This window comes from Nonomuraea sp. ZG12, from assembly GCF_052068115.1.
Classification (GTDB): Bacteria; Actinomycetota; Actinomycetes; order Streptosporangiales; family Streptosporangiaceae; genus Nonomuraea.
Window position 1 is genome coordinate 416,015 of the sequence record NZ_JBQHCW010000003.1, and the last position, 26,101, is coordinate 442,115.

The following is a 26,101-nucleotide window of genomic DNA, read 5'->3' on the forward strand; positions in this document are numbered from 1 at the left end:
CCGGGCCGGCGGAGAGCTGAAACGCCTGTGGAGCTGGTGTAAGACCTCAAGGAGAGTCCTCTCGGGCGGGCAATCGGCGGTGCGGCGGGAATCCTCACGGGCGACCGTGGGAATCCCCTCGTTCACGAGGGCGAGGATGTCGAATGCCCTCCCGCATTCGCGGCAGCCGCGTAGACGCTTCCAGACCGGACGCGGGACCGGCTCGCGCAACACGCGATCCTTTGCCGTAGCCGCACACGGCCATGACGCTCAGGTGGGGGCGGCCAGGGCCGGTGGGGGTTGTCCCACCGGTGGTGTCACCAGTGGGTGATCCCCCACCCCCCGATGGGGTCACCTGTCCCGCATCCGTGTTCGGCGCGCGGGGGCGTCACCGGCGGGGAAGGTGTGGGTGTTGTCGCGGGGGTTCTGGTCCAGGTAGGTGGACGCCACCGAGACGGTGATCTTCCGGTGGGTGGCGGTGCGGCCCGTGGTCGGGATGGTCACCCGGGCCGGGCTGCCCGGACGGACGACCGCGAGCGTGCAGGTCACCCGCCGCCGCACCGCCGCGCACGACGACCCCGAGGCCAGGCTCAGCCCGCGAGGCAGCAGGAAGGTGACGGGGACCTGGGCCGCCGCCATCAGCCCGCGCATGCGCACCGTGGCGGTGACGCGCCTGGCCGACCGGGCGCCCTTCACCGTGCCTTTCACCGAGAGCGCGTCGTACACCCCGCCCGGATCCGCCTGCCGCGCCAGCGCTCCGTAGCCGTCGGGCCCGAGCGGGTTGGCGACCGCGTACCCGTCTCCCGGCACGCCGCCCGCCCCCGACGACAGCACCCCGACCAGCAGGCCGGTGCTCCGGTCGAGCCACGGCCCGCCGCTGTTGCCGCCGAACAGGTGACAGTTGACGGTGTGCAACCGCCCGGACGTCCCTGTCGGCCGTACGTAGCCGGGTGCGACGGTCGTCCGCCCCAGGCACCAGAGCTGGCGGGAGCCGTCGTAGGGAGGGTCGCTGGGATAGCCCAGGCTCACGACGGTGTAGTCGCCGGCCTGGTTGCGCATCGGGGTGAAGGCGCCGACGGTGTCCTGCAGGGTGGCGCTCCCCAACTTGCCGACCTCGACCAGGGCGATGTCGTACACCGAGTCCCAGTCCCACTGCCCCTCGCCGGTGAAGGCGTGCGGCTTCCAGACGCGCCGCGCCCCCCACACGCCGTACGGCGCGCCCTGGCCGTGTCCGTCGTACGCGGGCACGAACGCGAGGTGCGACGACCAGGTGCCCTGGCCGGTCCGCCGTGAGACGCCGTACACGCAGTGCGCGGCCGTCGCCACCAGCATCCGGCCGGCGGAGCGCACCACCGCCCCACTGCACGACTTGCGTCTGCCGTCGGCGTCGAGGAGGAACAGCCGCCCGGTGGCCCGGCTCGCCGCCGCCCCGCCGTACGGCCTGGGCACGCTCGCGTACCCGTTGACGTCACCCCCCGGCGTCAGCCGGATCCCCTCCGGCACCCCCCGTTCCGCCCCACCGCGCATCCAGCCGGGCCTGTCCAGCGGTGTCGCGAGCTCTGGTAGTTCGGCCGCGCCGGCGTTGGACTGCTTACTGGTGGTCCAGTAGTCCACCGCCCGGCGCGGATCCATCACCGGCGAGGCGTCCACCTGCGGCCCGTCCCCCGTGCGGGCCCCGGCCGGGCCGGGCAGCGTCAAGGCGGTGCCCGCGACGGCGAGCGCCAGCAGGATCCTTCGGCGTGACATCGATCCCCCATCCTTTCCGGCAGCACACTAGGTCACATTCGGCACACATTCCGTGAGCGACTCCGCCCGATAGGCTCGTGGCATGGCACCTGAGCGCATCCGGCTCGTCCCGCTGCAGGTGGGCGACGCCGAGGAGATGGTGGAGGTGCTGAGCGGCGAGGACCTCTACACCTTCACCGGCGGCGCCCCGCCCACCCTGGCGGAGCTGCGCGAGCGCTACACCAGGCAGGTCGTGGGCCACTCACCGGACGGCCGCGAGCAGTGGCGCAACTGGATCATCCGCACGGTGGAGGACGACGAGGCGGTCGGCTACGTGCAGGCGACGATCGCCGACGACGGCCGGCGGGCGGAGATCGCCTGGGTGGTGAGCTCGCGCCGGCAGCGCCGGGGTTACGCGTCCGAAGCCGCCCGCGCGCTGGTCGCCTGGCTGGACGGGCACGGCGTGACCACGGTCGAGGCGCACATCCACCCCCGCCACACGGCCTCGGCCGCCGTCGCCGGGCGGGCCGGCCTGCTGCCCACCGAGCGGTTCGACGACGGCGAGCGGCTGTGGCGGCGTTCGCGGGACACGCCGTGACCGTGCCGCCCTCCTGATGCCGGACTCGCCGACAATGACCGCAGAGCAGGATCCGACAGAGGAGTCTCACCCGTGCACATCGATCTCACCGGACGGACCGCGCTGGTCACCGGCTCGACGCAGGGCATCGGGGCCGCCATCGCGGCCGGGCTGGCCCGTTCGGGGGCGCGGGTCGCGGTCAACGGCCGCGGCGACGCCTCCGTCAGCGCGGCCATGGACCGGATCCGGGCCGACGTGTCGGACGCGGACCTGGTCGCCGCGCCGGGCGACCTCGGCACCGAGGAAGGCGCCGCGAGCGTGCTGCGGGAGCTGCCGCAGGTGGACATCCTGGTCAACAACCTCGGCATCTTCGGCGCCGTACCCGCCCTGGAGATCACCGACGCGGAGTGGCGGCGCTACTTCGAGATCAACGTGCTGGCGGCCATCCGGCTGACCCGGGCCTACCTGCCCGGCATGCGGGAGCGGGCCTGGGGCCGGATCCAGTACATCGCCAGCGACTCGGCCATCGTCATCCCCGCCGAGATGATCCACTACGGCATGACCAAGACCGCCCTGCTCGCGGTCTCCCGCGGCTTCGCCAAGGAGGCGGCAGGCAGCGGCGTCACGGTCAACTCGGTGATCGCCGGCCCCACGCACACCGGCGGCGTCGAGGACTTCGTCTACCAACTCGTCGACCGGGAGCTGCCGTGGGAGGAGGCACAGCGGGCGTTCATGCGCGAGTACCGGCCGCAGTCGCTGCTCCAGCGGCTGATCGAGCCCGAGGAGATCGCCAACCTGGTCGTCTACCTGAGCTCGCCGTTCGCCTCGGCCACGACGGGCGGGGCGGTCCGGGTCGACGGCGGGTACGTGGACTCCATCGTCCCCTGACGACCCGCGGCCGGGCGACGGGAGGTTCCCCGTCGCCCGGCCGGGGACGGTTCAGCGCAGGTTGAACAGGCGGGTGCTGGTCTGCTTGAGGCGGTTGCCGTCGGCGTCCCAGGCTTCGACCTTCAGGCTGACCGCGCCCTTGGTGTCACGCAGGGACGGGTAGCGGGTGCGGGCGGTGTAGGCACCGTCGCGGTCGCGCTCGACCGAGACGGGGGTCCACTTGGCGCCGTCGTCGGTGCTCATCCACAGCTTGAGCCCGGCGATCTTCGGCATCTTCGCCGGGGACGGCGAGTGGTAGGCCTCGACGGTGAACTTGTGGGATCGACCGGCGCGAACGGTGTTGTCCATCGACAGGGAGTCGCCCAGGTCGTATCCGGCGAAGACGACCGGGGTCGGCCGGCATCGCTCGTAGGTCTCCACGTAGAACCAGATCCCACAGGCGGATCCCGGCAGCGCGGTTTCCTCGGCCGGCGGAGCCTTGAACGTCCACTCGGCGTCGTGCGCGGCGTTCTTCGCGGTCAGCCGATAGGTGCCGGAGCCCTTGGACAGGGGGAACATCGGGAGTTTGTCCAGGTAGGGCCGCTTGATGTTGGTGATCTCCGTCCCGTCCCGATAGAGATGGATGTCGAAGTCCGGGGTGGCGGGAAGGGTCCATGACCAGAACGCGTTGCTGACCGGCTGCTTGTCGGGCGTGCCCGCCAGGCCGACCTCCGCCCACAGGGTGTCACCGTGCACGCAGACGACGCACGGCAGGTCGAGCCCCAGCGTGATGGCCGGCGCCGCGTCCTTGTCCGCCGTCGCGTAGACCTTCTCCGACGCGGTGAAGGCGCCCGGCGTCAGGCCGGCGGTGAACCACTGCTGCCGGGTACGGCCGGGACGGTCGAACTTCTCGATGCGGAAGCGGGTCTCGCCGGGCACCGTCCCGTCGACGCTGGTGGAGCCCATGCCGTGCGAGTGGATGACCTCGGGATAGATGGGCCCGACGTAATCGGTCCTGGTGCTCGGAGCGGTGAAGGCCACCGGCGACCACATCGAGGTGGCCGTCGTGGTGGTCACCACGTCGTCCTGCTTGTAGATCATGCGCCAGTTGTTGTGGCCGGTCGGCCGGGTTGCATGGACGTCCATGTCGACCTGGGCCAGCTGCTTGGCGGTGAAGGTGTAGTGCAGGGACTTCGGCACGCTGCCCTCGGCGTACGGCTTGAGGAAGTAGGAGTAGGGCGTCTGCGGCGTGCCGGTCACCCGGACGCTGACCGGTTCGCTCGCGAGCCGGGCGCGCAGCTTCAGTCCCTCCTTGTTCGACAGGGAGACGTTGGAGATGTCGACGCGCTGGGGATCGCCGGTGTTGATCGCCTGGTAAATGTTGATCGGCAGGCCGCAGGCGCCGCCCTCCGACGGGAAGATGACGAATCCGGCCGCACCGGCCTCACGGATCGAAGTGACCTTGGTGATCATGATGTGGCACGCCGGCCCGCCTTCGGGCGTCGACCCCGTCTCCACGAGGGCGAGCTTGCCGCGCAGGTTCTTCCCCGCGATGTCCTCGGGCCGGCCCTCACCGATGTCGACGAGCGGCAGGTTCTGCGTCCCGGTGAACGGCTTCCAGCCGGGCAGCTCGTTCTGGCGTTCGCCGTCCGAGAAGCCCTGGTGCTGGGGGGCGACCGGATCGAGGATGATCGGCTTGCGCTTGCCCGCGCTCATGGTGACCTGGGCCTGCCCCAGCGTCCATTGGCCGGAGAAGCGGAACTTGCCCTTGGTGACGGGCTTGGTGGGCGTGACCCAGAACTTCTCCCACGTGCTGAATTGCGAGCCCGGTTCCATCCTGGTGGCGTACGTCAGGCCGTTGGCGATGGTCCGCTGGGTGGCGGCGACCCAGAAGGTGTTCAGCGGCTCGGCGGGCTTCGGGGTGCTGAAGCGCATCTGGGAGGCCTGCCGGGCGTCGAGCGTGATCTCGGTGTCACCGGTGACGGTGACCTCCGGGGCGATCAGCGACACCGTGTTGTAGCGGTCGTCGGAGTCCACCGCGCCCGCCATGAGCATCACATGGTGCGTGCCGATCGGGACCCGGGTGACCGTGGTCCCCTCCGTCGACAGCACGGTGCCATCGATGTATCCCTTCGCGCCGTCGATGTCGAGGGTCTGCTGATACCACGGCGACAACGGCTTACCGTCCCAGCCGATGGTGTGGACGGTCAACTGGACCGTCGGAGCCTCCCGCACCAGGCCGACCGGGGTGGTCAGCCGGACGTCTCCGGCCTCGGCCGTCACCACGCCGGTGTAGTTCCCGAAAGCGAGATCGCCTCTCTCCAGGGTGACGGTCGTCGTGGCGGTGCCGCGCGCGGGGACGGTGAGAGTGGGGTCCGTGGCCAGCTTGCCGTCGACCTCGGAGCCTCTGGCGCCGCGCAGGGCGGCGGTGAGGGTGAGGGTGACCGGCTGATCGGTGAGGTTGCTGTAGGAGAGCTCCCGCCGCAAGGACTCGCCCTCCTCGGTCACCGAGCCGTAGTCGATGCCGCCGGTGGTGGCGAAGACCCGCTGGGTGTACGCCTTGGCGAGGTCGGTCCGCCCGGCGCCCTGCTCGTACACGGTGTATCCGTCGTCCTTGGCGGTGGACATCAGCGCGGCCTTGAGCAGCGGCCCCTTCCAGTCGGGGTGCAGCTGGGCCATGATCGCCACAGCGCCCGCGACGTGCGGTGTGGCCATCGAGGTGCCGGACGCCCCGGTGTAGTGGTCGTCGACCGGGGAGCCCATCGCGGTGCCCGCCGCACGGGCCGCGGCGATGTCCACGCCGGGCGCGGCGATGTCGGGCTTGAGCCCCGAGTCGCCGAACCGCGGACCCCGGCTGGAGAAGTCGGCCAGCCCGTCCTGCTTGTCGACCGCGGCGACGGTGAGCGCGGCGTCGGCCGTCCCGGGGTTGGCCACGGTCCCGGCAGCGCCACCGGCGTTGCCGGCAGCGATGACGAACAGGACCCCGGTGGAGGCGGTCAGGTTGTTGACCGACTGGCTGAGTGGATCGGTGCCGTCGGTGGGCCCGTCGCCCAGGCTCATGCTGACGACCTTGGCGCCGCTGGCGGCGGCCCACTCCATGCCTTCGATGACCCCGGAGTCATCGCCAGAACCGTTGTCGCTCAGTACCTTGCCGATGACCAATTGCGCGCCCGGAGCCACGCCCTTGCGCGTGCCGCCGGAGGCCGCTCCGGAGCCGGCGATGGTGGAGGCCACGTGGGTGCCATGGCCGTGACCGTCCGTGACCGCCTCGTCGGGAACGAAGGACTTGGAGTCGGCGATCTTTCCGGCGAGGTCGGGGTGGGTGGCATCGACGCCGGTGTCCAGCACCGCGACCGTCACCCCGGTGCCGTCGTGGCCCCCGGCCCAGGCCGCGGGTGCGCCGATCATCGCCACGCTCTCGTCCAGGACGGCCTTGACCTTGCCGTCCAGCCACAGCTTGGCGATCCCGCCGCTCAGCGTGTCGGACGCCTTCAGCCCGGCCGACGGCACGGTCCGTACGGCCTCCCAGAACGCCCCCGCCTCCGCCTTGGTGACGCTCACGGCCGAGGCGTGGATGCTGTCCAGGGTGTGGGTGGGGACGCTGGCCGGGATCGCGTCGGCAGCCCGCTTGAAGGCCGTGGCCTCCTGGCCCTTCGGGTACTGCACGATGACCGGGACCTGCTTGGCCTGGTCGTCGGCATAGCCGTTCTCCGCCAGATACCTGACGTCGAACAGCCGCCGGTCCAGCCGGCCCGCCTGGATGCCGGGCAGCGCGTCGTCGGGCAGGACGAAGACGCTGTCGGGGGTGGTCTCGGTGACCAGCCGCGGCCGGTGGCCGTTCCGGCGGGTGGCGGGCTCGGTCTTCACGTCGAAGGCGCCGTTGGCGGCCTGGGTGAGGGTGACCTTGTCCCCGGTGACCAGGGTGATGACGTGCGGGCCGGGCCCGACGCCCTGGAGCGTGACGGGCGCCGCAGGTGGCGGCGCGGCGGCCATCGCCGCGGAGGTCGGCGGCAGCGTGGCCAGCGTGAGGAGCGAGGACAGCAGGATGGCGCGTTTCACGCGGTCCTCCGGGGGAGTAAGCCGTGGGTAGGCATGGGGGGACTGCCTTTCTGCGGTCGTGATGGGGGATGGCTCAGAGCGGGACGAATCCCTCGGGCGGCGGGGCTTCCTCGGCACTCGGCGCGGTCTCGCCCTCGGACGCCTCCGATCCCTGGTCGGAGAACTCGTCCACGTCGGATTCGGTCGCGGGCTCGTCAGACATGCGGCCAGCATCGTCGCCGCGTCACCCGGTGGGGTATGGGAGCCGTATGGGGAAAATTCCCCATTCAGTCGGGGAGGGGACGTTCCAGATGCCGGGCCAGTTCCGTGCGCGACCGCGCGCCGAACTTCTGCATCGCGGCGCTGAGATGCTTGTCCACCGTCTTGGCCGACAGGAACAGCTCCCTGGCGATCTGCTGGTTGGTCAGCCCCGTCGCCACCAACCGCGCGACCTCCCACTGCCGGGCCGTCAGCCCCCGCTCCGGACCTCCCGAGCCACGACGCCGGCCGGTGCGCAGTCCGTGCAGTCGTCCCAGCTGGGTGGCCCGGTCCAGATCCCAGCGCGCTTCCAGCCGTTCGTACACCGCGAGTACGGCCTTGAGCGCCGGCTCCGCCGTGTCGTCACCGGCTTCGAACAGGCAGGCCGCCGCCTGCTCTCTCGCCTGCGCGGCCTCGTAGGCGGCGGGAAGCAGCTCGTAGCCCGCCGCGGCGGCGGTGAAGTGCGCCACGGCCTCCGGCCACCGCCCGGCGCTCGCCGCCAGATGCCCGCGCGCGTGCTCCAGGGCCGGTACGGCCAGCGGCGCGTCCAGCCCGCGCAGCCCTGACTCGTACCGCTCCACGGCTCCGGCTGCCTCCTCCTGCCGCCCGGCGGCCAGCAGCGCCTCCGTCAGCGCCGGCAGGGCACGCACGCCGAGGGGCCACAGCCCGTGCGCCTCCCAGGCCGCGACGGCCTCCGCCGTCTCGGCGAGCGCGGCCGCCGCGGTGCCGCGAGCGATCCCCAGCCGCAGCAGCGCGGTCGCGGGGAAGGGCAGGTCCGCCGTGTCCGTCGTCAGGCCGATCCGCATCTGGTCCAGGAAGCGGCTCCGCGCCGTGTCGAGATCGCCCTCCGCCAGCAGCAACCCGGCGGTCGTCAGCGCCAGGGAGTCACGTTCGGGCCGCTCGCTGAGCTCCGCGCCAAGCTCCCTGAGCTCCCTGGCCAGCCCCTCCCAGGCGCCACTGAGATAGGCGACCTGGAGGAGGGACGCTCTGCAGCGCACGGCGATGGGTCCGGTGGCGTCGATCTCCGCGCTACGCTCCAGGGCCATCGTGAGCAGCCGCCGGGCCAGGTGGTGGTGCCCGGTCAGCACCGCCCCCGCCCCGATCGAGAAGGGCACGTTGACGATGCGGCGGTGGGCGGGCAACCCGGCGACGTCCTTCTCCATCCCCGCGGCCAGTTCGCGCCAGCGAGGGTCGCCGATCAGCACCAGCGCCATCACGATCTTGCCCAGGAGATAGAGGCGCATGGTCGGGTCATCGATCGCGGGCACCGTCTCCAGCGCCCGGTCCAGCCACTCGACGTGCTCGTCCAGCGAGGTTCCCGGCGCTGTCGGCAGGCCGAGGGCCATCATCGCCCACGCCGCCAGCTCCGGACGATCGCCCAGGTCGTCGACGGCAGCGGCCATCTCCCGCCGCTCCCGCGCCGGATCCGACCGCGCGAGATTCAGGTGCAGGGCCAGCAGCAGCCGCAGCTCGCCGCGGACGGCCCGGGGTGGCTCGCCCTGCAGCGCCGTGGCGAACAGATCGCAGACGTCGGGGACGTGCAGCACCTCGGTGGCGATCCACCCGAGCCGTACCGTCAGCTCGGCCTGGACCGGCTCCGGCAGCCGCGCGCGTCGCAGCACGTCCTCCAGGAGACGGGCCGCCTCGGCGTCGTCGCCGAGGTCCACCGCCTGGTCCGCGGCTCGCCGCGCGGCCGTCACCCAGTCGTCGTCCCGGCCCGCCTGCCGCAGATGGTGCGCCACCTGCCCGAGCGGCACGGGAGCCAGCCCTTGTACGGCGTCCGCGGCGGCGGCGTGCAGCGTCTGCCTGCGGCCCAGCGGGATGCCCTCGTACACCGCCTGGGAGGCCAGCACGTGCCGGAATCCCACCGTGCCCTCCCGCTCGGCGAACAGGCCGGCGTCCAGCGCCTCGTCCACCCCGTCGGCCACGGCCGCCGGGGGCAGGCCGGTCACGCCGATCAGCACCGTCAGGGGTGAGGCCAGTTGGAGCACGGCCGCCGCCTCGGTCACCGTCCGCGCCGCCGGCGAGAGCCGGCCGACCCGTTCCCGTACCGAGGAGCGCACGCCGCTCGGCACGTCGAGCGCGTCCAGCGTCCGGCGCGCCCATCCACCGGCCCACGGGATCAGCGCCCCGCGCGTCCGCAACAGGGCCAGCAGCTCCTGGATCGCCAGCGGCAGCCCCGAGGCCCGCCCGCACAGGTGCGCCGCGAACTCCGCGGAGACCTCCTCGCTGCCCAGGATCGCCGCCGCGAGCGCGCGCGTCTGCCCCTCGTCCAGCGGTGCGAGCACCACGTGCTCGTGGGTGAGCACGTCACGGGGGCGCGCGGTCAGCGCGCGCACGCCCGCCGACACCTCCTCGCCCCGGTACGTCACCACGATCGACAGCGAGCCCGGCTGGTTCCCCAGCAGGTACGACAGGAACTCGACCGTCTGCTCGTCGGCCCAGTGCAGGTCCTCCACCACGAGCACCGCCGGGCCGAGCGCGGTCAGCACCTCGCCCAGGCCGCGGAACAGCCGGTGCCGCTCGGCCGCCCGGTCGTCGAGCGGCTCGGGCGGCCTCGGCAGCACGTGCGCCAGCTCGGGGAACAGGCCACGCAGCGCTCCGGCCACCGGCGACAGCGCCGCGCCCGCCAGCTCGCCGCCCGTGGACCGCAGCGCCTCGACGACCGGGCCCAGCGGGAAGGGCTCCCTGATCTGGCCGCACCCACCGCTCAGGATCCGCCTCCCGGCGGCCTCCGGCCGTGCCAGCAGCTCGGTGACCAGACGGGACTTGCCGATACCGGCCTCACCCTCGACGACGAGCACCGACGGCGGCATGGTCAGCGCGGCGGCCAGCCGGCCCAGCTCCCTGTCGCGACCGACCAGGACCGGCGAGACCACCCGGCCCGCGATCCCCCGCCCGCTCACCCGTGCCGCACCCGGGCACCTTCATGATCAGAAGACATGCCGCACTTCTTCATCTCATGTCTCACATGTCACTCTTATCGGATAAATAGCCAAGTGCGCCATTTTGACCCATGGACTGCCGCCTTGGACGGCTGTGGCCTCCCGCAGGGCGGAACCCTGCGGAGCACGTACGGCAGGGTTCCGCAGGGTTCCCGCGGAGCACATGCAGCAGGCCGATCAGGACCCGGCGCGCCCGCCCGCAGGCGGTCCGCCGCCGTCGAAGGCGTAGGCGCCGGTGGCGTTCTGGGCGGTGATCGAGATCCAGGGCCGTTCCGGGTCGAGGTCGGGCGCCGCGAAGGGCGCCCAGGCCGTCTCCAGGCCGGCGGGCACCGCGCCGGTCACCGCCGTGTGCCGCTGTGGTGCGGCCGTCACGGTCCTCGTGCCGCCGCCGCGCTGCCGGTAGGTGAACCGCAGCTCGCCGCCGCCCAGGTGGTAGCCCTCGACCGTGACGCCGGAGTCCGTCCACCGCGCGCCGGCGACGATGGGCTGCTGCCGGCCCGCCGCGAGATCGTCGCTCAGCGAGGGCGTGGCCAGGTCGGACCGGCACGTCAGGAACGGGTCCCACCCGTACGCGATGATCTTCGTGGCGTTCCTGCCCACCGCGGCGACCTGCTCGTCCACCCGGGGTTTGGCGGCGCGGCCACGCAGCGGGAACGGGTTGGCCCTGCCGCATTCGCCCGCCACCTGGGTGGGCTCGAAGACCTCGACGTTCACCCACAGCTCGACCCCCGGCTCCACCTGCCGCGCGGCCTCGGCCACGTAGTCGCGGGTGGAGCCGTAGTAGGCCTGCCGATGGGTGACCTCGCCCACCATCGGCGCCAGCCGTGGCCCGACAGGGGCGTCCACCTCGTCCGCGCCGTAGACGGGCACCTTGCCCACACCGCGCCCGTCCTGGACGGCGATGGCCATCGGCGCGCCCGCCCGGGTGGCGGCGATGTCGGCGAAGCCCTTGCCCACCTGCTCGACCGGGAAGCCGCGGCCCCTGCGCGCGTCCCAGAAGGGGCTGACCATGATCTTCGTGCCGGGCATGGTGGCGGCCACCACCTCGTGCTGCGCGGCGTACAGGGCGATGATGGGGTCGTCGTCCGCCCGGTCCCGCATGGCGAGCTCGAAAGACTGGTAGACGCCGCCGAGCGCGGGCGAGGACCCGTAACGCTGCCGGTAGTCGGTCAGGACGCGGGCGGTGAGCTCGTTCAGCGCGGGCAGGTGCGACAGGTCGGGCAGCCACGGCTTGGCGGCGTCCTTGGGCGGCACGGGCAGCCCGGGGAAGACCCGCATGCCGTACGCCGCGGCCTCGGCGAGCAGGTTGCCCACCCCGTCGCCGTCGGTCGCGATCAGCAGGAGGTCGTGGCCGCCGGAGTCGCAGGAGCCGCCCAGCATCAGGCGGTAGTAGGTGCGCCCGCCGCTCTCGATCCGCCGGTCGAGCCCGGGGCAGCGCAGCACCGCGTCGCCGAACCGCTCGGTCGTCACGTAGGTGTACACCTGGCGGACGGTCCGGCCGGGCGCCGCCTCCAGCGCGGCCCGGTAGCAGGGCTTGCCGTTCTCGACGCAGCCGGCGAAGTCGCCGGCGAGGTCGCCGGTCACCCGTCCCGCACCGTCCACCTCGGCGGGCAGGATCCGCGCGCCGAAGGTGACGAGCGTGTCGCCGCCCACGCCGTGGACCGCCTCCACCAGCCGCTGGGTCACGCACCGGTCCGGGCGCGGGATGACCCAGTAGCCGGTGATCGGGTAGGGGGTGGTGACCCGGGTGTCCCTCGGCGGGCACGCCTCGGCGGCGCCGAAGGACCTGGCGATGGCGGTGACCACGGTGTCCGGCATGACGGCCAGCACCACCACCGTGACGGCCAACGCCATCCGCACGAACCCCTGCAGCACCCGTGGCCCCTTCGCTCGGACCTTCAGGTTATGCGGTGGACCACGCCCGATTGGGTCTATTTGACGGCGCATTGTGCGTTTACCGTGTGGTGATCCGCGACCGTGAGGGGACCCCATGAGTGCGCTCGATCGCCGATCCTTCCTTGCCACCGCCGGTGGCGCGCTGGCCAGCGGCGTCGCCATCGAGACCCTGTCCGCCCACGCCGCCTGGGCGCAAGCGGGCCGGGAGCCCGGAGGAGCCGGCTACGGCCCGCTGCACCGCGAACCGGCCGGGAACACCGGGGAGGAACTGCTCGCCCTGCCCGCCGGCTTCTCCTACGTCGTGCTCGGCCGCACCGGCACCCCGATGTCCGACGGCGTGCCGACGCCGATCGCGCACGACGGCATGGCCGCCTTCCCCGGCACCCACCGCCACACCGTGCGGCTCATCCGCAACCACGAGGTCCGCACGCCGCCGGGGACCGCCGAGGGGCGCGTGCACGTACCGGGCTCTGAGAGGTACGACGAGCTGGGCGTCGGCGGCACCACCACCCTGGAGGTGGACCTGCGCGACGGCGAGGTGCTGCGGCACTTCGTCAGCCTCAACGGCACGATCATCAACTGCGCCGGCGGCCGGATGCTGCACCAGCGCGGCTGGCTGACCTGCGAGGAGACGACCGCCGGCCCGGCGGACGGCTGGCAGCGCAAGCACGGCTACATCTTCGAGGTGCCGCTGCGCGGCCCGGTGCCGGGCAGGCCGGCCGCCTCGATGCCGCTCACCGCGATGGGCCGCTTCTCCCACGAGGCCGTCGCCGTCGATCCGCGCACCGGGTACGTGTACGAGACCGAGGACGACTCGGGCAAGCCCGACGGGTTCTACCGGTTCCGCCCGCACGACCCCCGGCAGCTGTCGGCCGGGGGCGTGCTGGAGATGCTCAAGATCAGGGATGTGGACGGCTACGACTGCCGCGAGGGCCAGCGGATGGGGGCCCGGCTGCCGGTCGAGTGGGTGCGGATCGACGACCCGGACCCGGACCTGGAGGGCGGCGCCCCGACGTGCACCCAGCAGGGGCTCGCCAAGGGCGGCGCCAAGTTCAACCGGCTGGAGGGCTGCTGGTGGGGCGACGGCGCGGTGTTCTTCAACTCCACCAGCGGCGGTGACGTCAAGAGCGGCGACGCGCCGGGCGCTGACGGCTACGTGGAGGGATACGGCCAGGTCTGGCAGTATCTGCCCAGTCGGAACAACGGCGGCACGCTGGTGCTGGTGTACGAGTCTCCGGGGCGCAAGGAGCTCGACTCGCCCGACAACCTCACCTTCACCCCGCGCGGCGGCATCGTGCTGTGCGAGGACGACGCCTCCTCGGCCGACGCCGACCCGCATCCGCTGGCTCCGGGCCTGGCCAACGTCAACCGGCTGATCGGCCTGGACCCGCGCGGTGGCCGGCCGTTCGAGTTCGCGGTGAACGTCGCCGACGACAGCGAGTTCGCGGGGGCCTGCTTCAGCCCGGACGGCTCGGTCCTGTTCGTCAACCAGCTCGGCAGCACGGCCTCGCTGGATCCGCCGGGGCGCACATACGCCATCCGGGGGCCCTGGCGGCGCGGTCCGCTTTAGCGGCGTTTATAAACATTTATCGCGAATATCATGAAAGGTCAACTGCGAGATTGTCCCAAATCTGGCACACACCATGGGCTGAGTGGGTCTTTTCACGGGTACCTGTCGGTATTAGCTTCCCTTAGGCACGCATTCGGGGGAATAAATGCCGTGTAGGTCCTTTTCAAGCCATCCGTCGAGGTGGCACCGCGCATCCAGGCGCATGACCGCTTCAAGCTGTCCCACGGGAAGTGCGAAATGAACCTTCGTTTCGGAAAAAGCGCCATACGTACCGTCGCACTGGTCACGGCGCTCGCCCTCCCCTTCGCTTTCACGCCTCCGGCCAACGCCGGAATCGTCGACGAAGCAGCCGCCAAACTGCTCGTGAAGAAGGTCAAGGGCACGAATGTCAGCAAGCACCTGGAGGCCTTCCAGGCCATCGCCACGGCCAACGGGGGCAACCGCGCGGCCGGCACGCCCGGCTACGAGGCCTCCCGTGACTACGTGGCCGGCAAGCTGCGCAAAGCCGGGTACAAAGTAACCCTCCAGCCGATCAACTTCGTGGAGAGCTGGAGCGAGAACACCCCGCCCACCCTGACCGCGGGCGCCAAGACGTACGTCCCGAACCAGGACTTCTACACCTTCCAGCCCTCCCCGGCGGGCGACGTGACCGCGCCGGTCCAGGGCGTCGACCTGACCCTGCCTCCCACTCCCGTCTCCTCCTCCACCAGCGGCTGCGAGCAGTCCGACTTCGAGGGCTTCCAGGCGGGCAACATCGCGCTCATCCAGCGCGGCACCTGTCCCTTCGCCAACAAGGTGCGCAACGCCGGGATCGCCGGCGCCGGCGGGATCATCGTCTTCAACGAGGGCCAGCCGGACCGGACCGAGGCCAACCCGCTGGACATCGGCGAATGGCGGGCCGCGATCCCGATGGTCTACGCCGACTTCTTCGTCGGCAACGAGCTCGCCGCCACGCCGGGCACGTCCGTCCGGCTCAAGGTCGACTCGGCCCTGGTGCTCGGCACCGACGACAACGTGATCGCCGAGACCCGCTCCGGTGACCCGCGCAACGTCGTCATGGTCGGCGCGCACCTCGACAGCGTCCCCGCCGGTCCCGGCATCAACGACAACGCCTCGGGCAGCGCCGCCATCCTGGAGACCGCCCTGCAGCTGAAGCACTTCCCGGTGAAGAACAAGGTCCGCTTCGCCTTCTGGGCCGCCGAGGAGATCGGCCTGCTGGGCTCCGACCAGTATGTGGAGAAGCTCAGCCAGGCCGAGCGCGACCGCATCAGGCTCTATCTGAACTTCGACATGGTCGCCTCGCCCAACTACGCCTACATGCTCTACGACGGCGACGACTCCGACGCCACCGGCGCAGCCGCCGGCCCGCCCGGATCGGCGCAGATCGAGCAGCAGCTGGCGGCGTTCTTCGGCAAGCGTGACCTGCCGACCATCGGCACCGACTTCGACGGCCGCTCCGACTACGGGCCGTTCATCGCCATCGGCATCCCGTCGGGCGGCATCTTCACCGGCGCCGAGGGTGTCAAGACGGCGGAGGAGGCCGCGCTGTTCGGCGGCACGGCGGGCGCGGCCTACGACGCCTGCTACCACCAGGCGTGCGACACGATCACGAACGTGAACGCGACCGCGCTGGACGTGAACTCCGACGCCATCGCCGACTCCACGGCCAGGTACGCCTTCAACCTCCGGGCCATCCCCGACCGGGCCGACGCCGCCCCCGCCCGCAAGGGCGCCCCGGCCGGCGCCCGCAGCTGACAGCCCTGGTGAGCGGTCCCCACGGGGACCGCTCACCGCTTTCCCGAAAATCTTCCGCGTACGTGTAGAGAACGCGCCGGCGGCTCCGACCCACTCGCGAAAGGCAACGGAACACCCATCAGGAGCACGCCATGCGTAAGATCATTCACTACGTCCACGCCTCGGTCGACGGCTACATCGAGGGCCCGCAGGGCGAGTTCGACTGGGCGAGCATGGGCCCCGAGCTGTCGGCCTACTCCCACACGCTCGTCGACAGGACCGACACCTTCCTCTACGGCCGCACGGTCTGGGAGGTGATGTCCGCCTACTGGCCGGACGCCGAGTCGATCTCCCAGGACCCGCACGACCTCAAGTTCGCGCCCATCTGGCGGGCGACCCCGAAGGTCGTCGTGTCCAGCACCCTGGAGAAGGTCGAGTGGGACGCCCAGCTGATCCGCGAGAACGTGGCCGAAGAGATCACCGCGCTCAAGGAGCGGCCGGGCAAGGACATCCTGCTCACCGGCGGCTCGAAGCTGATGTCCTCGCTCACCCGGCTCGGCCTGGTGGACGAGTGGCACATCGTGGTGCACCCGGTCGTGCTCGGCGGCGGCAGGCAGCTGTTCCCGCACCCGCAGGACCGCCTCGCCCTGCGCCTCACCGACACCCACCGCCTCGACTCCCAGGCCGTGCTCACCCGCTACGAGCCCGCGGCGGGCTCATAGCGGGCTCGTAGCGGGCTCGTGGGGGGCTGACGCGCCCGGTCAGCCGGTGAGCGGGCCGAACTCCTTGCGGGTGTCGATCACCTCGCCGAAGACCTCCCACCGCTCGCCCTTGAACTCCATCAGCTGCATCGACTCGATCGGGAAGCCGTCACCCTGCGCGGTGTCCAGCAGCACGCCCGGCAGCAGCATGTCCACCTTGACGCCCTTCAGGTCACGCACCGAGTCGCGCAGCCCCTCGCGGGTCGGGCACTTGGCCGCGGCCATCGCCTTGTGGAAGCTGCTCGCCACCGCCCAGCCGAAGGTGTGATAGGGGATGTCGGGGTCGGCGCCGGGCGCGTACTGCTGCATCTTCTGCTTGTAGAGCTTCATCTCCGCGTCGTTCTCCCAGGCGGGGTCGAGCGGGTCCTTGTAGTAGGAGGAGGAGACGACACCCTGCACGTTCTCGAACCCGACCGGCTTGAGCACGGTGACGGAGGCGGCGACGTTGTTGACGATGTGCAGCGGGTTCCACTTCGTGTTCTTGGCGTCGGCGGCCAGCGCCTGCGAGCCGAACTTCGGCGTGGTGATGTTGAGGAACACATCGGCCTTCGACCCGGCCAGGTTGCGCATCTGCGGGTCCACGCTGGGGTCGGAGACCTCGTAGCTCTGCTCGGCGGCGATGGTGATCTCGGTGCCCGCGATGGCGTTCTTGAAGCCGCCGAGGAGGTCCTTGCCGAAGTCGTCGTTCTGGTAGAGGACGGCGACCTTGGCCGTGGGCTTCTCCGTCTTGAGGTACTGCGCGTAGACGCGGGCCTCGGAGATGTAGTTGGGCTGCCAGCCGATGGTCCACGGGTGCGCCGCGTCCAGGCCCCACTTGGAGGCGCCGGTGGCGACGAAGATCTGCGGCACCTTCCGCTGGTTGGCGTAGTCCCAGGTCGCCGTGGTCGACGGCGTGCCCAGCGTCTGGAAGAGCGCGAACACCTGCTCCTGCTCGACCAGCCTGCGCGCCTCCTCGACCGCCTTGGGCGGCTGGTAGCCGTCGTCACGGACGACGAACTCGACCTTGCGCCCGTCGATGCCGTTCTGCTCGGCGTTGACGTAGTCGAAGTAGGCCTTGATGCCCTTGGGTATGTCGCCGTACGCGGACGCGGGCCCCGACAGCGGATAGATGCCGCCGAGCTTGATGCTCGTGTCCGTGATGCCGGTGGTCTGCTGCCCCTGGCACTCGCCCGCGGCCGCCGTGGACTGTGTGCCGCCGCCGCTCTCCCGCCCCCCGCAGGCCGCCGCGGCGATCAGCAGGGTCGCCGTCACGGCCGTACGGCCGATCGCAGATAAACGCATCCCTTTTACCCCTTCCGGAGGGTCTTCTTGAGCGAACCAGCCGCGCGCCCTGCCAGCCCGGCAAGACCGGTCGGAGCGACGTACATCACCGCGATGATCAGCAGGCCGAAGATGACGCCGGGCGCGGCCTTGTTGATGTCCTGGGAGATGCTCGGCACGAACATCACGAACAGCGCGCCGAACAGTGGGCCGGACTGCGACCCGAGACCGCCGACCACGATGCCGGCCAGCAGGGTGATCGAGAGGGTGACCACGAACGAGTCCGGTGAGACGAACCCGATCACCCAGGTGTAGACGCAGCCCGCCGCCCCGGCGAACATCGCGCTCCAGGCGAAGGCGAGCGTCTTGTAGTACGACAGCCGCACGCCCATGACCTCGGCCGCGGCCTCGTTGTCGCGGATGGCGTGCAGGGCGCGCCCCACCCGCGACCGCAGCAGCCCGGCCGCCAGGCCGAACGCGATCAGGGCCACGGCCAGGGCCAGGAAGTACAGCCACTGGTCCTCGGCCAGGCCGGTCCAGGCCGGTGGCGCCGGCTTGGGGAGCGTCAGCCCCATGGACCCGCCGGTCACCTCCTCGAACCGCTTGAGCAGCGGCACCAGGAAGATCGCGATGGCCAGGGTGACGAGGGCCAGATAGAGCCCGCGCAACCGCATCGCGGGCAGGCCGAGCGCCAGCCCGAGCAGGAACGCCACCCCGGCCGCGATCGGCAGTGTCACCAGGTGGGGCACGTCCCACCTGGCCAGCAGGATGGCGGCGGCGTAGGCCCCGACGGCGAAGAACGCGCCGTGCCCGAGGGAGATCTGCCCGGCGTGCCCGACCAGCACGTTCAGCCCGAGCAGTGCCACCGCGTAGACCAGCACCATGGTGAGCTGGAAGACGTGGAACGGGACGAGCTGGAAGGGCGCGTACAGCGCCGCCGCCAGCAGCAGCCCCGCGACCGCCCAGCGCCAGCGCGCCGCGCTCGCCCGAGCCCCCGCCCGAGCCCCCGCCCACGCCCGAGCCCGCGTCACGACGCTCCCGCCCGCCGCCGGGCCATCCGCCGGCGAACCGCCCGCCGCCGCGTCGCTCGCTGTCGATTCGTTCATGCCCGCTCCACCACCGCTCGCCCGAACAGGCCCTGGGGCCGCAGCAGCAGGACGCCGAGGATGATGATCAACGGCACCCCCACCTTGAGGTCGGGCCCGATGGCGCTCACGTACGCCCCGGCCAGGGTCTCCGCGACGCCGACGATCAGGCCGCCCGCCACCGCCCCGATCGGGCTGTCGAAGCCGCCGAGCGTGGCCGCGGCGAAGGCGTAGATCAGGACGCCGCCCATCATGTTCGGCTCCAGGAACAGCAGCGGGGCCACCAGCACCCCGGAGACCGCGCCGACCGTGGCGGCCAGCCCCCAGCCGAGCGCCAGCGTCCAGCCGACCCTGATGCCGACGAGCCGGGCCGAGTCGGGGTTGGCCGACACCGCCCGCATCCCGAGGCCGATCTTGGTGTGCTGGAAGAGCAGGTACAGCAGCCCCATCACCACCCCCACGACCACGAACACGCCGAGCGTGGAGAAGCCGATGGTCAGCCCGCCCGCCTCGATCGCGCCGCTCGGGAACGGGTTGGGGAAGTCCTTGATGAGGAACGACCAGATCCACCCCGCCGCGGCGTTGACGAAGATGAACAGCCCCACGGTGACGATCACCACGGTCAGCTCGGGGGCGCCCTCCACCGGACGGATGATCACGCGTTCGATGAGCATCCCGCCGGCGAACGACACCGCCAGCGCCAGCACCAGCGCCAGCCAGAACGGCACCCCGACGGCCGTGAACTGCCAGGCGACGTAGGCGGAGAACATGGCCAGCTCGCCCTGGGCGAAGTTGACGATCCCGGTGAACTGGTAGATCAGCACGAGGGCCAGGGCGAGGCTGGCGTAGATCGCGCCCGCGCCGAGCCCGACGACGATCTGCTGCAGGAATCCGGCCATGCCTAAACCCGGTATCCGAGATAGGACTGGGCGACCTGCTCGTCCGCCCTGATCTGCGCCGCGGTGCCCGACAGCACGATCCTGCCGGTTTCCAGGACATGCGCCTGCTGGGCGATGCCGAGGGCGAGATGAGCGTTCTGCTCGACGACGACCACGGTGGTGCGCTCCTGTTCGTTGATGGCCCGCACGATGCGGAACAGCTCCCGGGTGACCAGCGGGGCCAGGCCGAGCGACGGCTCGTCGAGCAGGAGCAGCCGGGGCCGCAGCATGAGCGCCCGGCCGAGGGCGAGCATCTGCTGCTCGCCGCCGCTGAGGCTGCCCGCCGCCTGCTTGAGCCGGGGTTTCAGGGCGGGGAAGTAGCCGTAGATCCGGTCCAGGTCGGCCTCCACGCCGGCGCGCCGTACATACGCCCCTAGGCGCAGGTTCTCCTCGACGGTCAACGGCATGAACGTGCCCCGCCCCTCGGGGACGTGCGCCACGCCCTGCCTGGCCAGCGTGTCCGGCGAGCTGCCGAGCAGCTCGACGCCGTCGAGCCGGACGCTGCCGCGCCCCTTCACCATGCCGGACAACGCGCGCAGCAGGGTCGTCTTGCCCGCCCCGTTCGGGCCGAGGATGGCGCCGATCTCGCCCTCGCCGACCGTGAAGCTCACCCCGTGCAGGACCTGCGCGCCCCCGTATCCGGCGTGCAGGTCCGACACCACCAGCTCGTTCATACCGCCGTCCCCAGGTAGGCCTCGATGACGCCGGGATCGCGCTGGACCTCGGCGGGGGGCCCTTCGGCGATCTTCTTGCCGAAGTCCAGGCAGACGATCCGCTCGCAGGTGCTCATGACGAAGCCCATGTGGTGCTCGACCACGACCACGGTCAGGTCGAGCTCGTCGCGCAGGGCGCGCAGCGTCCCGGCGAACTCCGCCACCTCGGCGGAGTTGAGCCCGTTGACCGGCTCGTCGAGCAGCAGCAGCCGGGGCCGCCCGATCAGCGCCCTGGCCAGCTCCACCCGTTTGAGCGTGCCGAACGGCAGCCCGGCGGCCGGGTGGCCGGCGACCTCGGTCAGCGACAGGCGGGCGAGCATGGCGTCCGCCTCGGCGCGCAGCTTCCGCTCCTCCCGGCCGACGCCCGGCAGGCGCAGCGCCGCGGTGAGGAACCCGGACCGGCCGCGGTGGTGCGCGCCGACCAGCACGTTGTCACGTACGGAGATGCGCGGGAACAGGCCGAGGTTCTGGAAGGTCCTGGCGATGCCGAGCGCCGCGATGGCGTGAGGCGCGACGGCCAGCAGGTTCTCGCCCTCGTACCGGACGGTTCCCTCGTCGGCGGTGTAGCGCCGGGTCAGGCAGTTGAACAGGGTGGTCTTGCCGGCGCCGTTCGGTCCGATGAGCCCCACCATCTCGCCGCGCGCCACGGAGAACCCGACGCCGTCGAGCGCGGTGATGCCTCCGAAACGGACGGTGAGATCGTGTACTTCCAGCATCCGGCCTCCTGGGGCGCTGCGAGCGGAAGAATGTTCTGAAGTTGGGGTCAGCGTAGGATCCGGCCGTCACCGGCCGCATTGGGTACGGTCACCCAACATGTGACACGAAGGTTGTCCGCCGAGCACAGCATCTGTCTCGGACCGGTTACAAGCCGTTGACCTGTCCGCTACCGGCGGGGATCATCCCGGACATGTCCCGTGGTTTCAGCATGGAAACGTTCACTGGTGCGGAGCCGGTGCGTGCTGAACGCGCGCGGATCCTCTCCGAGTTGCTCGCGGACCTCGACGCCCTGGCGGCCACGGCGGTGGCCACGATGCGAGCCGAGATCCCCGCCTACGCCGCCCAGGAGGAGGCGTTCCTGACCGACGTGCGCGACCAGGTGGCCCGCCACTACCGCAGCAAGCTCGCCGTGCTGCTCGAAGAGCGGACGGTGACGCTGGACGACATCGCCTTCACCCGCCGGGCGGCCATGCGCCGGGCCCGCGCCGGGCTGGCCCTGGCCGACTACATCAACGCCTTCCGTGTCGGCCAGCAGGTCTTCTGGGAGTCGGTGCTCATCCGGGCCGGCCACTCGTCCGCCGGGCACGAGGCCGCGCTCTCGCTGGCCGCGCCGCTGATGCGCTACTGCGACTTCGCCAGCACGCACGCCGCGAACGCGTACATGGAATTCCAGCAGTACGCGGCCGCCGAGGCCGTGCGGGAGAGCCGGGACCTGCTGGAGACGTTGCTGGCCGGAGCGCTGCCGACGCGCGGGCCGCAGCTCGCCGCCGCACAGGCGCACGGGCTCGCGCCGGACTCACGCAGCTCGGTGCTCGTGGTCGTCGCGGTCGTGCTCGGGCTGCGCGGCGCGGTGCCCAGGGGGCCCGACCGGGGAGCCGACGCCCGGCACGCGGCCTGCGCGGCGATCGCCAGGACCGGCGGTCACGGCGCGCGGACGCTGTCGGTGGTGCGGCAGTCGGAGATCGTCGCCGTTCCCGTCCTCGGCCAGGGCGGCGACCCCGGCGAGCTGTGCGACCGGCTGCAGGCGCTGCGCGAGACCCTGCTGGCCGAGGGGATCGTGCTGGCCATGGGCATCAGCACGGTCAGCGCGGATCTCGCCCTGATCCCGCAGGCCTACCAGGAGGCCCGCGCGGTGCTGGACTTCCTGCCGGAGGACGGCGGCGTGGCCGCGCTGCCCAGGATCACGCCTTTCCAGTATCTGGCGCTGCGCGCCGACGACACCGCCCGCCACCTGGTCGATCCCCGGATCACCGCGCTGCTGGACGAGGACCGGGCGCGCGGCGGCGTGCTCACCGCCACCATCCGCGCCTTCGCCGCCGCCGACCTGAACCTGCGCACCGCCGCCGAGCGGCTGCAGATCCATCCCAACACGGCCCAGTACCGGCTGCGCCGCATCCAGGAGCGCACCGGGCGCAGCCTGCGCCGGATCAACGACCTCGTCGAGCTGCTCGTGGCCATCGCGCTGCAGGACTCCCTGCCTCCCGGCACAATGAGCAGCGGAAAAGACTGGCCACCGTGACCAATGAGGACCGGGGATGCCGGACGTACGGTCATTGCCATGAACCTCGCCGACCGGCTCCACTCCTCCGCCGAGCGACTCGGCGAACGGGCGGTCATCACGCTGGACGAATCGGTGCTCACCTACAACGCGCTGGAGCTGATGGCGGCACGAGTGGCGACGCTCCTGATCCGGCGTGGCATCGGCATCGGCGACCGGGTGGCGGTCATGCTGCCGAACGTCCCCGAGTTCGCCGCCGTCTACTACGGGGTGCTGCGGATCGGGGCCGTGGTGGTGCCGATCGATCCGCTGCTGAGGAAGCGCGAGATCGCCTCGTACGTCGGGGATTGCGGGGCCAGGCTGCTGATCGCCTGGCACGCCTTCGCGGAGGTCGCCGAGGCGGGGACGGCCGGCACCCGTACCGACTGCTTCTTCGTGGTCCCCGACGAGTTCCGCCGGCTGCTGCGCGGTCTGCCCGCCGAGGACGGGATCACCCCCAGGGCCGACGGCGACACTGCGGTCATCCACTACACCGCCGGCACGACCGGCCGGGCCAAGGGCATCGAGCTGACCCACGGCAACCTCGGCGGCAACGCCGCGACCGTGGCCCGCATGCACGCGCTCGGCGTGGACGACGTGGTCCTCGGCGCGCTGCCGCTCTACCACTCCTTCGGGCAGACCTGCTCGCTCAACGCCACCGTGCACGCGGGCGCGCGGCTCACCCTGATGCGCCGCTTCGACGCCTGCCGGGCGCTGGAGGTCATGCGGCGCGACGGGGTCACGGTCTTCCAGGGCGTGCCGACCATGTACATCTCGCTGCTGGACCATCCGGGCGCCTCGGATCTGTCGCTGCTGCGCGTGTGCGTCTCCGGCGGCGCGCCGCTGCCGCTGGACGTGCTGCGGGCCTTCGAGGTGCGCTTCGGCTGCCCGATCGTGGAGGGGTACGGCCTGAGCGAGACCTCGGCGCTGGCCGCCACCAACCGCAGCGGCCACGGCCGCCGGGCGGGCTCGATCGGCTGGCCGGTCAGGGGCATCGAGATGCGGGTGGTGGACGACGCCGGGAGCGAGGTGCCGTGCGGCGAGATCGGCGAGATCGTCATCCGGGGACCGAACGTGATGAAGGGCTACTGGAACAACCCGGCCGCGACCGCCGAGGCCATCCGTGACGGCTGGTTCCACACCGGCGACCTCGGCAGGGTGGACGGCGACGGCTTCTTCTTCCTGGTCGACCGCCGCCGCGACGTGATCATCCGGGGTGGGTACACGGTCTATCCGCGCGAGGTGGAGGAGGTGCTGTACGAGCATCCCGCCGTGCGGCAGGCGGCGGTCATCGGGGTCCCCCACCCAGAGCTCGGGGAGGAGATCGCCGCCGTGGTGTCGCTGCGGGGGGCGGTCGAGGCCGACGAGCTGCGCGCCTTCGTCAAGGAGCGGGTGGCCGCCTACAAGTATCCCCGGCACATCTCCTTCACCGACGAACTGCCGGTCACCCCGACCGGCAAAATCCTCAAGCGTGCCATCACCGTTCCCTGAGTTCCAGGATTCTCCGTGGTCCGTCGGCTGAACGATGGGGAAAAACTGTCGCCGGACGGACATAAGATCACCCGAGGCGTTGTGCTGTCGGGTCAGATCACTCCTTACGCGGAGGTATCGAGGAAGTGTCGAAGGTCACGTTCGGCGAGCGGGTGCGTTACTGGTTCGACAACACGATGTCCAGGGGCACCGCGTCGCTGATCGGCTGGCTGGCGATGGCGTCGCTGGGTTTGATCGTCGTGGTAACGGCGCTCACGCTGTGGCTGGCGCCCGGCGAGCCCGAGGGCGTGACCCACGCGGGGGAAGTGCTCTGGATCGCGCTCATGCACGCGCTCACCCCGGGCAAGGTGGCCAGCGACAAGGGTTCGGTGGCGTACATGATCGTGATGTTCGCCGGCTCGCTGGGCGGGCTCTTCATCGTGAGCATGCTCGTCGGCCTGCTGGCGAACGGCCTGAAGCACAAGGTGGACCGCCTGCGTAGGGGACGGTCGCGGATCGTGGAGTCCGGGCACACGGTGGTGCTCGGCTGGTCCGACCAGGTGTTCACGATCGTGGCCGAGCTGGTCAAGGCGAAGGCCAGCCAGAAGGGCTCGGTCATCGCGGTCCTGGCCGAACGTGACAAGCTGGCCATGGAGGAGGACATCCGCGAGCACGTCGGCGACCTCGGCAGGACCCGGCTGGTCTGCCGCACCGGACGGCCCACCGAGCCGCACGACCTCGCGCTGCTGAACCTGGCGGCGGCCCACTCCGTCGTCGTGCTCTCGCCCGAGGGCGAGGACCCGGACGCGCACGTCATCAAGACCCTGCTCGCGCTGGCCAAACGCGACGGCGTCCACCCGCCCGTGGTGGCCGCCCTCACCTCCAGCCGCAACGCCGCCGCCGCCCGCCTGGCCGGCGGCCCGGACGTGCACCTGGTCGACTCCGACGACACCGCCTCGCGGCTCATCGTGCAGTCCTCCCGCCAGTCGGGCATGTCCGTCGTCTGCATGGACCTACTGAACTTCGACGGCGGCGAGATCTACCTGCGCACCCCGAAGAAACTCGTGGGAGTCACGTACGGGGATGCGCTGCACGCGTACCAGACCGCCTCCGTGATCGGCCTGCGCCGGCCGTCCGGCGTCGTGCTCAACCCGGCCATGGACACCGTCATCAACGCCGACGACCAGGTCATCGTCATCGCGCACGACGACTCGCACGTCCGCCTGGCGGCCGGCGAGCCGTCCCTGGACGAGCCCGCCATCGTCGTGGCCGGGAAGACGTCCACCGAGCCGGAGCGCACGCTGTTGCTCAACTGGAACGGCCGGGCCGAGCAGATCGTCCGCTACCTCGACGGCTATGTCGCCCCCGGCTCGATCCTGGAGATCTCCACCGACCACCCCAAGGCCGGGGCGGACCTCGCCGGGCTGCGCAACCTCGTCGTGAACGTCAAGGACTGCGACACCACCGACAGGTTCGCCCTGGAGTCGCTCGGCGTCGGCCTCTTCCAGCACGTCATCGTGCTGTCCGACGACCGCTTCGAGACTCATCACGCCGACACGCGCACGCTCATGACGCTGCTGCAGTTACGCGACATGCAGCGCGTGCTGGGCGAGCACTACTCGATCGTCAGCGAGATGCACGACGAGAACAACCGCGCCCTGGCCGAGGTCACCGAGGCCGACGACATCGTGATCAGCGACACCGTCATCGGCCTGCTGCTGGCCCAGCTCGCCGAGAACCAGCACCTGGCGGACGTGTTCGGCTACCTCTTCGACTCGCGCGGCTCGGAGATCTACCCACGCCCCGCCGCCGGCTACGTGAAGACCGGCACGCCGGTGTCGTTCTCCACGGTCGTAGAGTCGGCGCGGCGCCAGGGCGAGACGGCCATCGGCTATCGCGACGCCACCGCGCGCAACGATCCGCCGCACTACGGCATCGTCCTGAACCCCAACAAGACGGACCCGATCGTCCTGGGAGAGCGGGACTCGGTGATCGTCCTCGCCGAATACTGAGCCCGGCGTCACTCCGGAG

The 26,101-nt window shown here is 71.3% G+C and carries 18 protein-coding genes; 8 read left to right on the forward strand and 10 right to left on the reverse strand.

The features are described from left to right. Positions 1 to 330: 330 nt before the first annotated feature. On the reverse strand, positions 331 to 1,725 hold the full coding sequence (locus ACTMTF_RS13825; RefSeq protein ID WP_441110944.1) for a trypsin-like serine peptidase: 1,395 nt from the start codon (positions 1,723 to 1,725) through the stop codon (positions 331 to 333). Positions 1,726 to 1,807: 82 nt separating this feature from the next. On the opposite strand from ACTMTF_RS13825, the gene ACTMTF_RS13830 reads away from it, so the two are divergent. Both ACTMTF_RS13830 and ACTMTF_RS13835 read left to right on the forward strand, forming a co-directional pair. Beyond that, positions 1,808 to 2,302: a GNAT family N-acetyltransferase gene (locus tag ACTMTF_RS13830; protein WP_441110945.1), complete on the forward strand. Its 495-nt coding sequence runs from the start codon at positions 1,808 to 1,810 to the stop codon at positions 2,300 to 2,302. Positions 2,303 to 2,374: 72 nt separating this feature from the next. Continuing rightward, entirely contained in the window at positions 2,375 to 3,169 is a 795-nt protein-coding gene (locus ACTMTF_RS13835; RefSeq protein WP_441110946.1) for an SDR family NAD(P)-dependent oxidoreductase, read from the forward strand. A 51-nt stretch (positions 3,170 to 3,220) separates the two neighbouring features. Here ACTMTF_RS13835 and ACTMTF_RS13840 read toward each other — a convergent pair whose 3' ends face one another. From ACTMTF_RS13840 to ACTMTF_RS13855, 4 genes are all read right to left on the reverse strand, one after another. Continuing rightward, a complete protein-coding gene (locus tag ACTMTF_RS13840) occupies positions 3,221 to 7,207 on the reverse strand; it encodes a S8 family peptidase (RefSeq protein ID WP_441110947.1) in 3,987 nt (1,328 codons plus the stop codon). A 73-nt stretch (positions 7,208 to 7,280) separates the two neighbouring features. Further along, entirely contained in the window at positions 7,281 to 7,409 is a 129-nt protein-coding gene (locus ACTMTF_RS13845; RefSeq protein WP_441110948.1) for a hypothetical protein, read from the reverse strand. Between the two features lie 64 nt (positions 7,410 to 7,473). After that, positions 7,474 to 10,350 carry an AAA family ATPase gene (locus ACTMTF_RS13850; RefSeq protein ID WP_441110949.1) on the reverse strand — a complete coding sequence of 959 codons (2,877 nt, stop codon included), beginning with the start codon at positions 10,348 to 10,350 and terminating at the stop codon, positions 7,474 to 7,476. A gap of 216 nt (positions 10,351 to 10,566) precedes the next feature. Beyond that, a complete protein-coding gene (locus ACTMTF_RS13855) occupies positions 10,567 to 12,264 on the reverse strand; it encodes a DUF4434 domain-containing protein (protein ID WP_441110950.1) in 1,698 nt (565 codons plus the stop codon). A 115-nt stretch (positions 12,265 to 12,379) separates the two neighbouring features. On the opposite strand from ACTMTF_RS13855, the gene ACTMTF_RS13860 reads away from it, so the two are divergent. The 3 genes from ACTMTF_RS13860 (at position 12,380) to ACTMTF_RS13870 (ending at position 16,311) form a co-directional block, all read left to right on the forward strand. Continuing rightward, complete coding sequence (locus ACTMTF_RS13860; protein ID WP_441110951.1) at positions 12,380 to 13,855, forward strand: alkaline phosphatase PhoX; 1,476 nt, start codon at positions 12,380 to 12,382, stop codon at positions 13,853 to 13,855. 237 nt (positions 13,856 to 14,092) lie between these two features. Beyond that, complete coding sequence (locus tag ACTMTF_RS13865; RefSeq protein ID WP_441110952.1) at positions 14,093 to 15,610, forward strand: M28 family metallopeptidase; 1,518 nt, start codon at positions 14,093 to 14,095, stop codon at positions 15,608 to 15,610. Positions 15,611 to 15,741: 131 nt separating this feature from the next. After that, positions 15,742 to 16,311, forward strand: coding sequence for a dihydrofolate reductase family protein (locus ACTMTF_RS13870; RefSeq protein ID WP_441110953.1), 570 nt, complete (start codon positions 15,742 to 15,744; stop codon positions 16,309 to 16,311). 39 nt (positions 16,312 to 16,350) lie between these two features. Here ACTMTF_RS13870 and ACTMTF_RS13875 read toward each other — a convergent pair whose 3' ends face one another. The 5 genes from ACTMTF_RS13875 to ACTMTF_RS13895 are packed head-to-tail and all read right to left on the reverse strand — an operon-like array spanning position 16,351 to position 21,062. Continuing rightward, positions 16,351 to 17,631, reverse strand: coding sequence for an ABC transporter substrate-binding protein (locus ACTMTF_RS13875; RefSeq protein ID WP_397010545.1), 1,281 nt, complete (start codon positions 17,629 to 17,631; stop codon positions 16,351 to 16,353). 5 nt (positions 17,632 to 17,636) lie between these two features. Further along, positions 17,637 to 18,716 carry a branched-chain amino acid ABC transporter permease gene (locus tag ACTMTF_RS13880; RefSeq protein ID WP_441110954.1) on the reverse strand — a complete coding sequence of 360 codons (1,080 nt, stop codon included), beginning with the start codon at positions 18,714 to 18,716 and terminating at the stop codon, positions 17,637 to 17,639. Then, positions 18,713 to 19,594 carry a branched-chain amino acid ABC transporter permease gene (locus ACTMTF_RS13885; RefSeq protein ID WP_397010549.1) on the reverse strand — a complete coding sequence of 294 codons (882 nt, stop codon included), beginning with the start codon at positions 19,592 to 19,594 and terminating at the stop codon, positions 18,713 to 18,715. The genes ACTMTF_RS13880 and ACTMTF_RS13885 overlap by 4 nt, the downstream gene beginning before the upstream one ends. Before the next feature lie 2 nt (positions 19,595 to 19,596). Next, complete coding sequence (locus ACTMTF_RS13890) at positions 19,597 to 20,307, reverse strand: ABC transporter ATP-binding protein (RefSeq protein WP_441110955.1); 711 nt, start codon at positions 20,305 to 20,307, stop codon at positions 19,597 to 19,599. Continuing rightward, positions 20,304 to 21,062: an ABC transporter ATP-binding protein gene (locus ACTMTF_RS13895; protein ID WP_441110956.1), complete on the reverse strand. Its 759-nt coding sequence runs from the start codon at positions 21,060 to 21,062 to the stop codon at positions 20,304 to 20,306. The genes ACTMTF_RS13890 and ACTMTF_RS13895 overlap by 4 nt, the downstream gene beginning before the upstream one ends. 209 nt (positions 21,063 to 21,271) lie before the next feature. Between ACTMTF_RS13895 and ACTMTF_RS13900 the strand changes: the two genes are divergently transcribed. The 3 genes from ACTMTF_RS13900 to ACTMTF_RS13910 all read left to right on the forward strand — a co-directional run bounded on the left by ACTMTF_RS13900 (position 21,272) and on the right by ACTMTF_RS13910 (position 26,082). Then, the gene (locus ACTMTF_RS13900) at positions 21,272 to 22,582 is read left to right on the forward strand and encodes a PucR family transcriptional regulator (RefSeq protein ID WP_441110957.1); all 1,311 of its coding nucleotides are present in this window, start codon (positions 21,272 to 21,274) and stop codon (positions 22,580 to 22,582) included. Between the two features lie 39 nt (positions 22,583 to 22,621). Next, positions 22,622 to 24,091: a long-chain-fatty-acid--CoA ligase gene (locus ACTMTF_RS13905; protein ID WP_441110958.1), complete on the forward strand. Its 1,470-nt coding sequence runs from the start codon at positions 22,622 to 22,624 to the stop codon at positions 24,089 to 24,091. A gap of 125 nt (positions 24,092 to 24,216) precedes the next feature. Next, positions 24,217 to 26,082: a CASTOR/POLLUX-related putative ion channel gene (locus tag ACTMTF_RS13910; protein ID WP_441110959.1), complete on the forward strand. Its 1,866-nt coding sequence runs from the start codon at positions 24,217 to 24,219 to the stop codon at positions 26,080 to 26,082. Positions 26,083 to 26,101: the final 19 nt, after the last annotated feature.

Coding starts and splice junctions, on each gene's coding strand:
- ACTMTF_RS13825 (WP_441110944.1), bottom strand. CDS start 1,725: ATGTCACGCCGAAGGATCCTGCTGGCGCTCGCCGTCGCGGGCACCGCC.
- ACTMTF_RS13830 (WP_441110945.1), top strand. CDS start 1,808: ATGGCACCTGAGCGCATCCGGCTCGTCCCGCTGCAGGTGGGCGACGCC.
- ACTMTF_RS13845 (WP_441110948.1), bottom strand. CDS start 7,409: ATGTCTGACGAGCCCGCGACCGAATCCGACGTGGACGAGTTCTCCGAC.
- ACTMTF_RS13860 (WP_441110951.1), top strand. CDS start 12,380: ATGAGTGCGCTCGATCGCCGATCCTTCCTTGCCACCGCCGGTGGCGCG.
- ACTMTF_RS13865 (WP_441110952.1), top strand. CDS start 14,093: ATGAACCTTCGTTTCGGAAAAAGCGCCATACGTACCGTCGCACTGGTC.
- ACTMTF_RS13870 (WP_441110953.1), top strand. CDS start 15,742: ATGCGTAAGATCATTCACTACGTCCACGCCTCGGTCGACGGCTACATC.
- ACTMTF_RS13875 (WP_397010545.1), bottom strand. CDS start 17,631: ATGCGTTTATCTGCGATCGGCCGTACGGCCGTGACGGCGACCCTGCTG.
- ACTMTF_RS13880 (WP_441110954.1), bottom strand. CDS start 18,716: ATGAACGAATCGACAGCGAGCGACGCGGCGGCGGGCGGTTCGCCGGCG.
- ACTMTF_RS13885 (WP_397010549.1), bottom strand. CDS start 19,594: ATGGCCGGATTCCTGCAGCAGATCGTCGTCGGGCTCGGCGCGGGCGCG.
- ACTMTF_RS13890 (WP_441110955.1), bottom strand. CDS start 20,307: ATGAACGAGCTGGTGGTGTCGGACCTGCACGCCGGATACGGGGGCGCG.
- ACTMTF_RS13895 (WP_441110956.1), bottom strand. CDS start 21,062: ATGCTGGAAGTACACGATCTCACCGTCCGTTTCGGAGGCATCACCGCG.
- ACTMTF_RS13900 (WP_441110957.1), top strand. CDS start 21,272: ATGGAAACGTTCACTGGTGCGGAGCCGGTGCGTGCTGAACGCGCGCGG.
- ACTMTF_RS13905 (WP_441110958.1), top strand. CDS start 22,622: ATGAACCTCGCCGACCGGCTCCACTCCTCCGCCGAGCGACTCGGCGAA.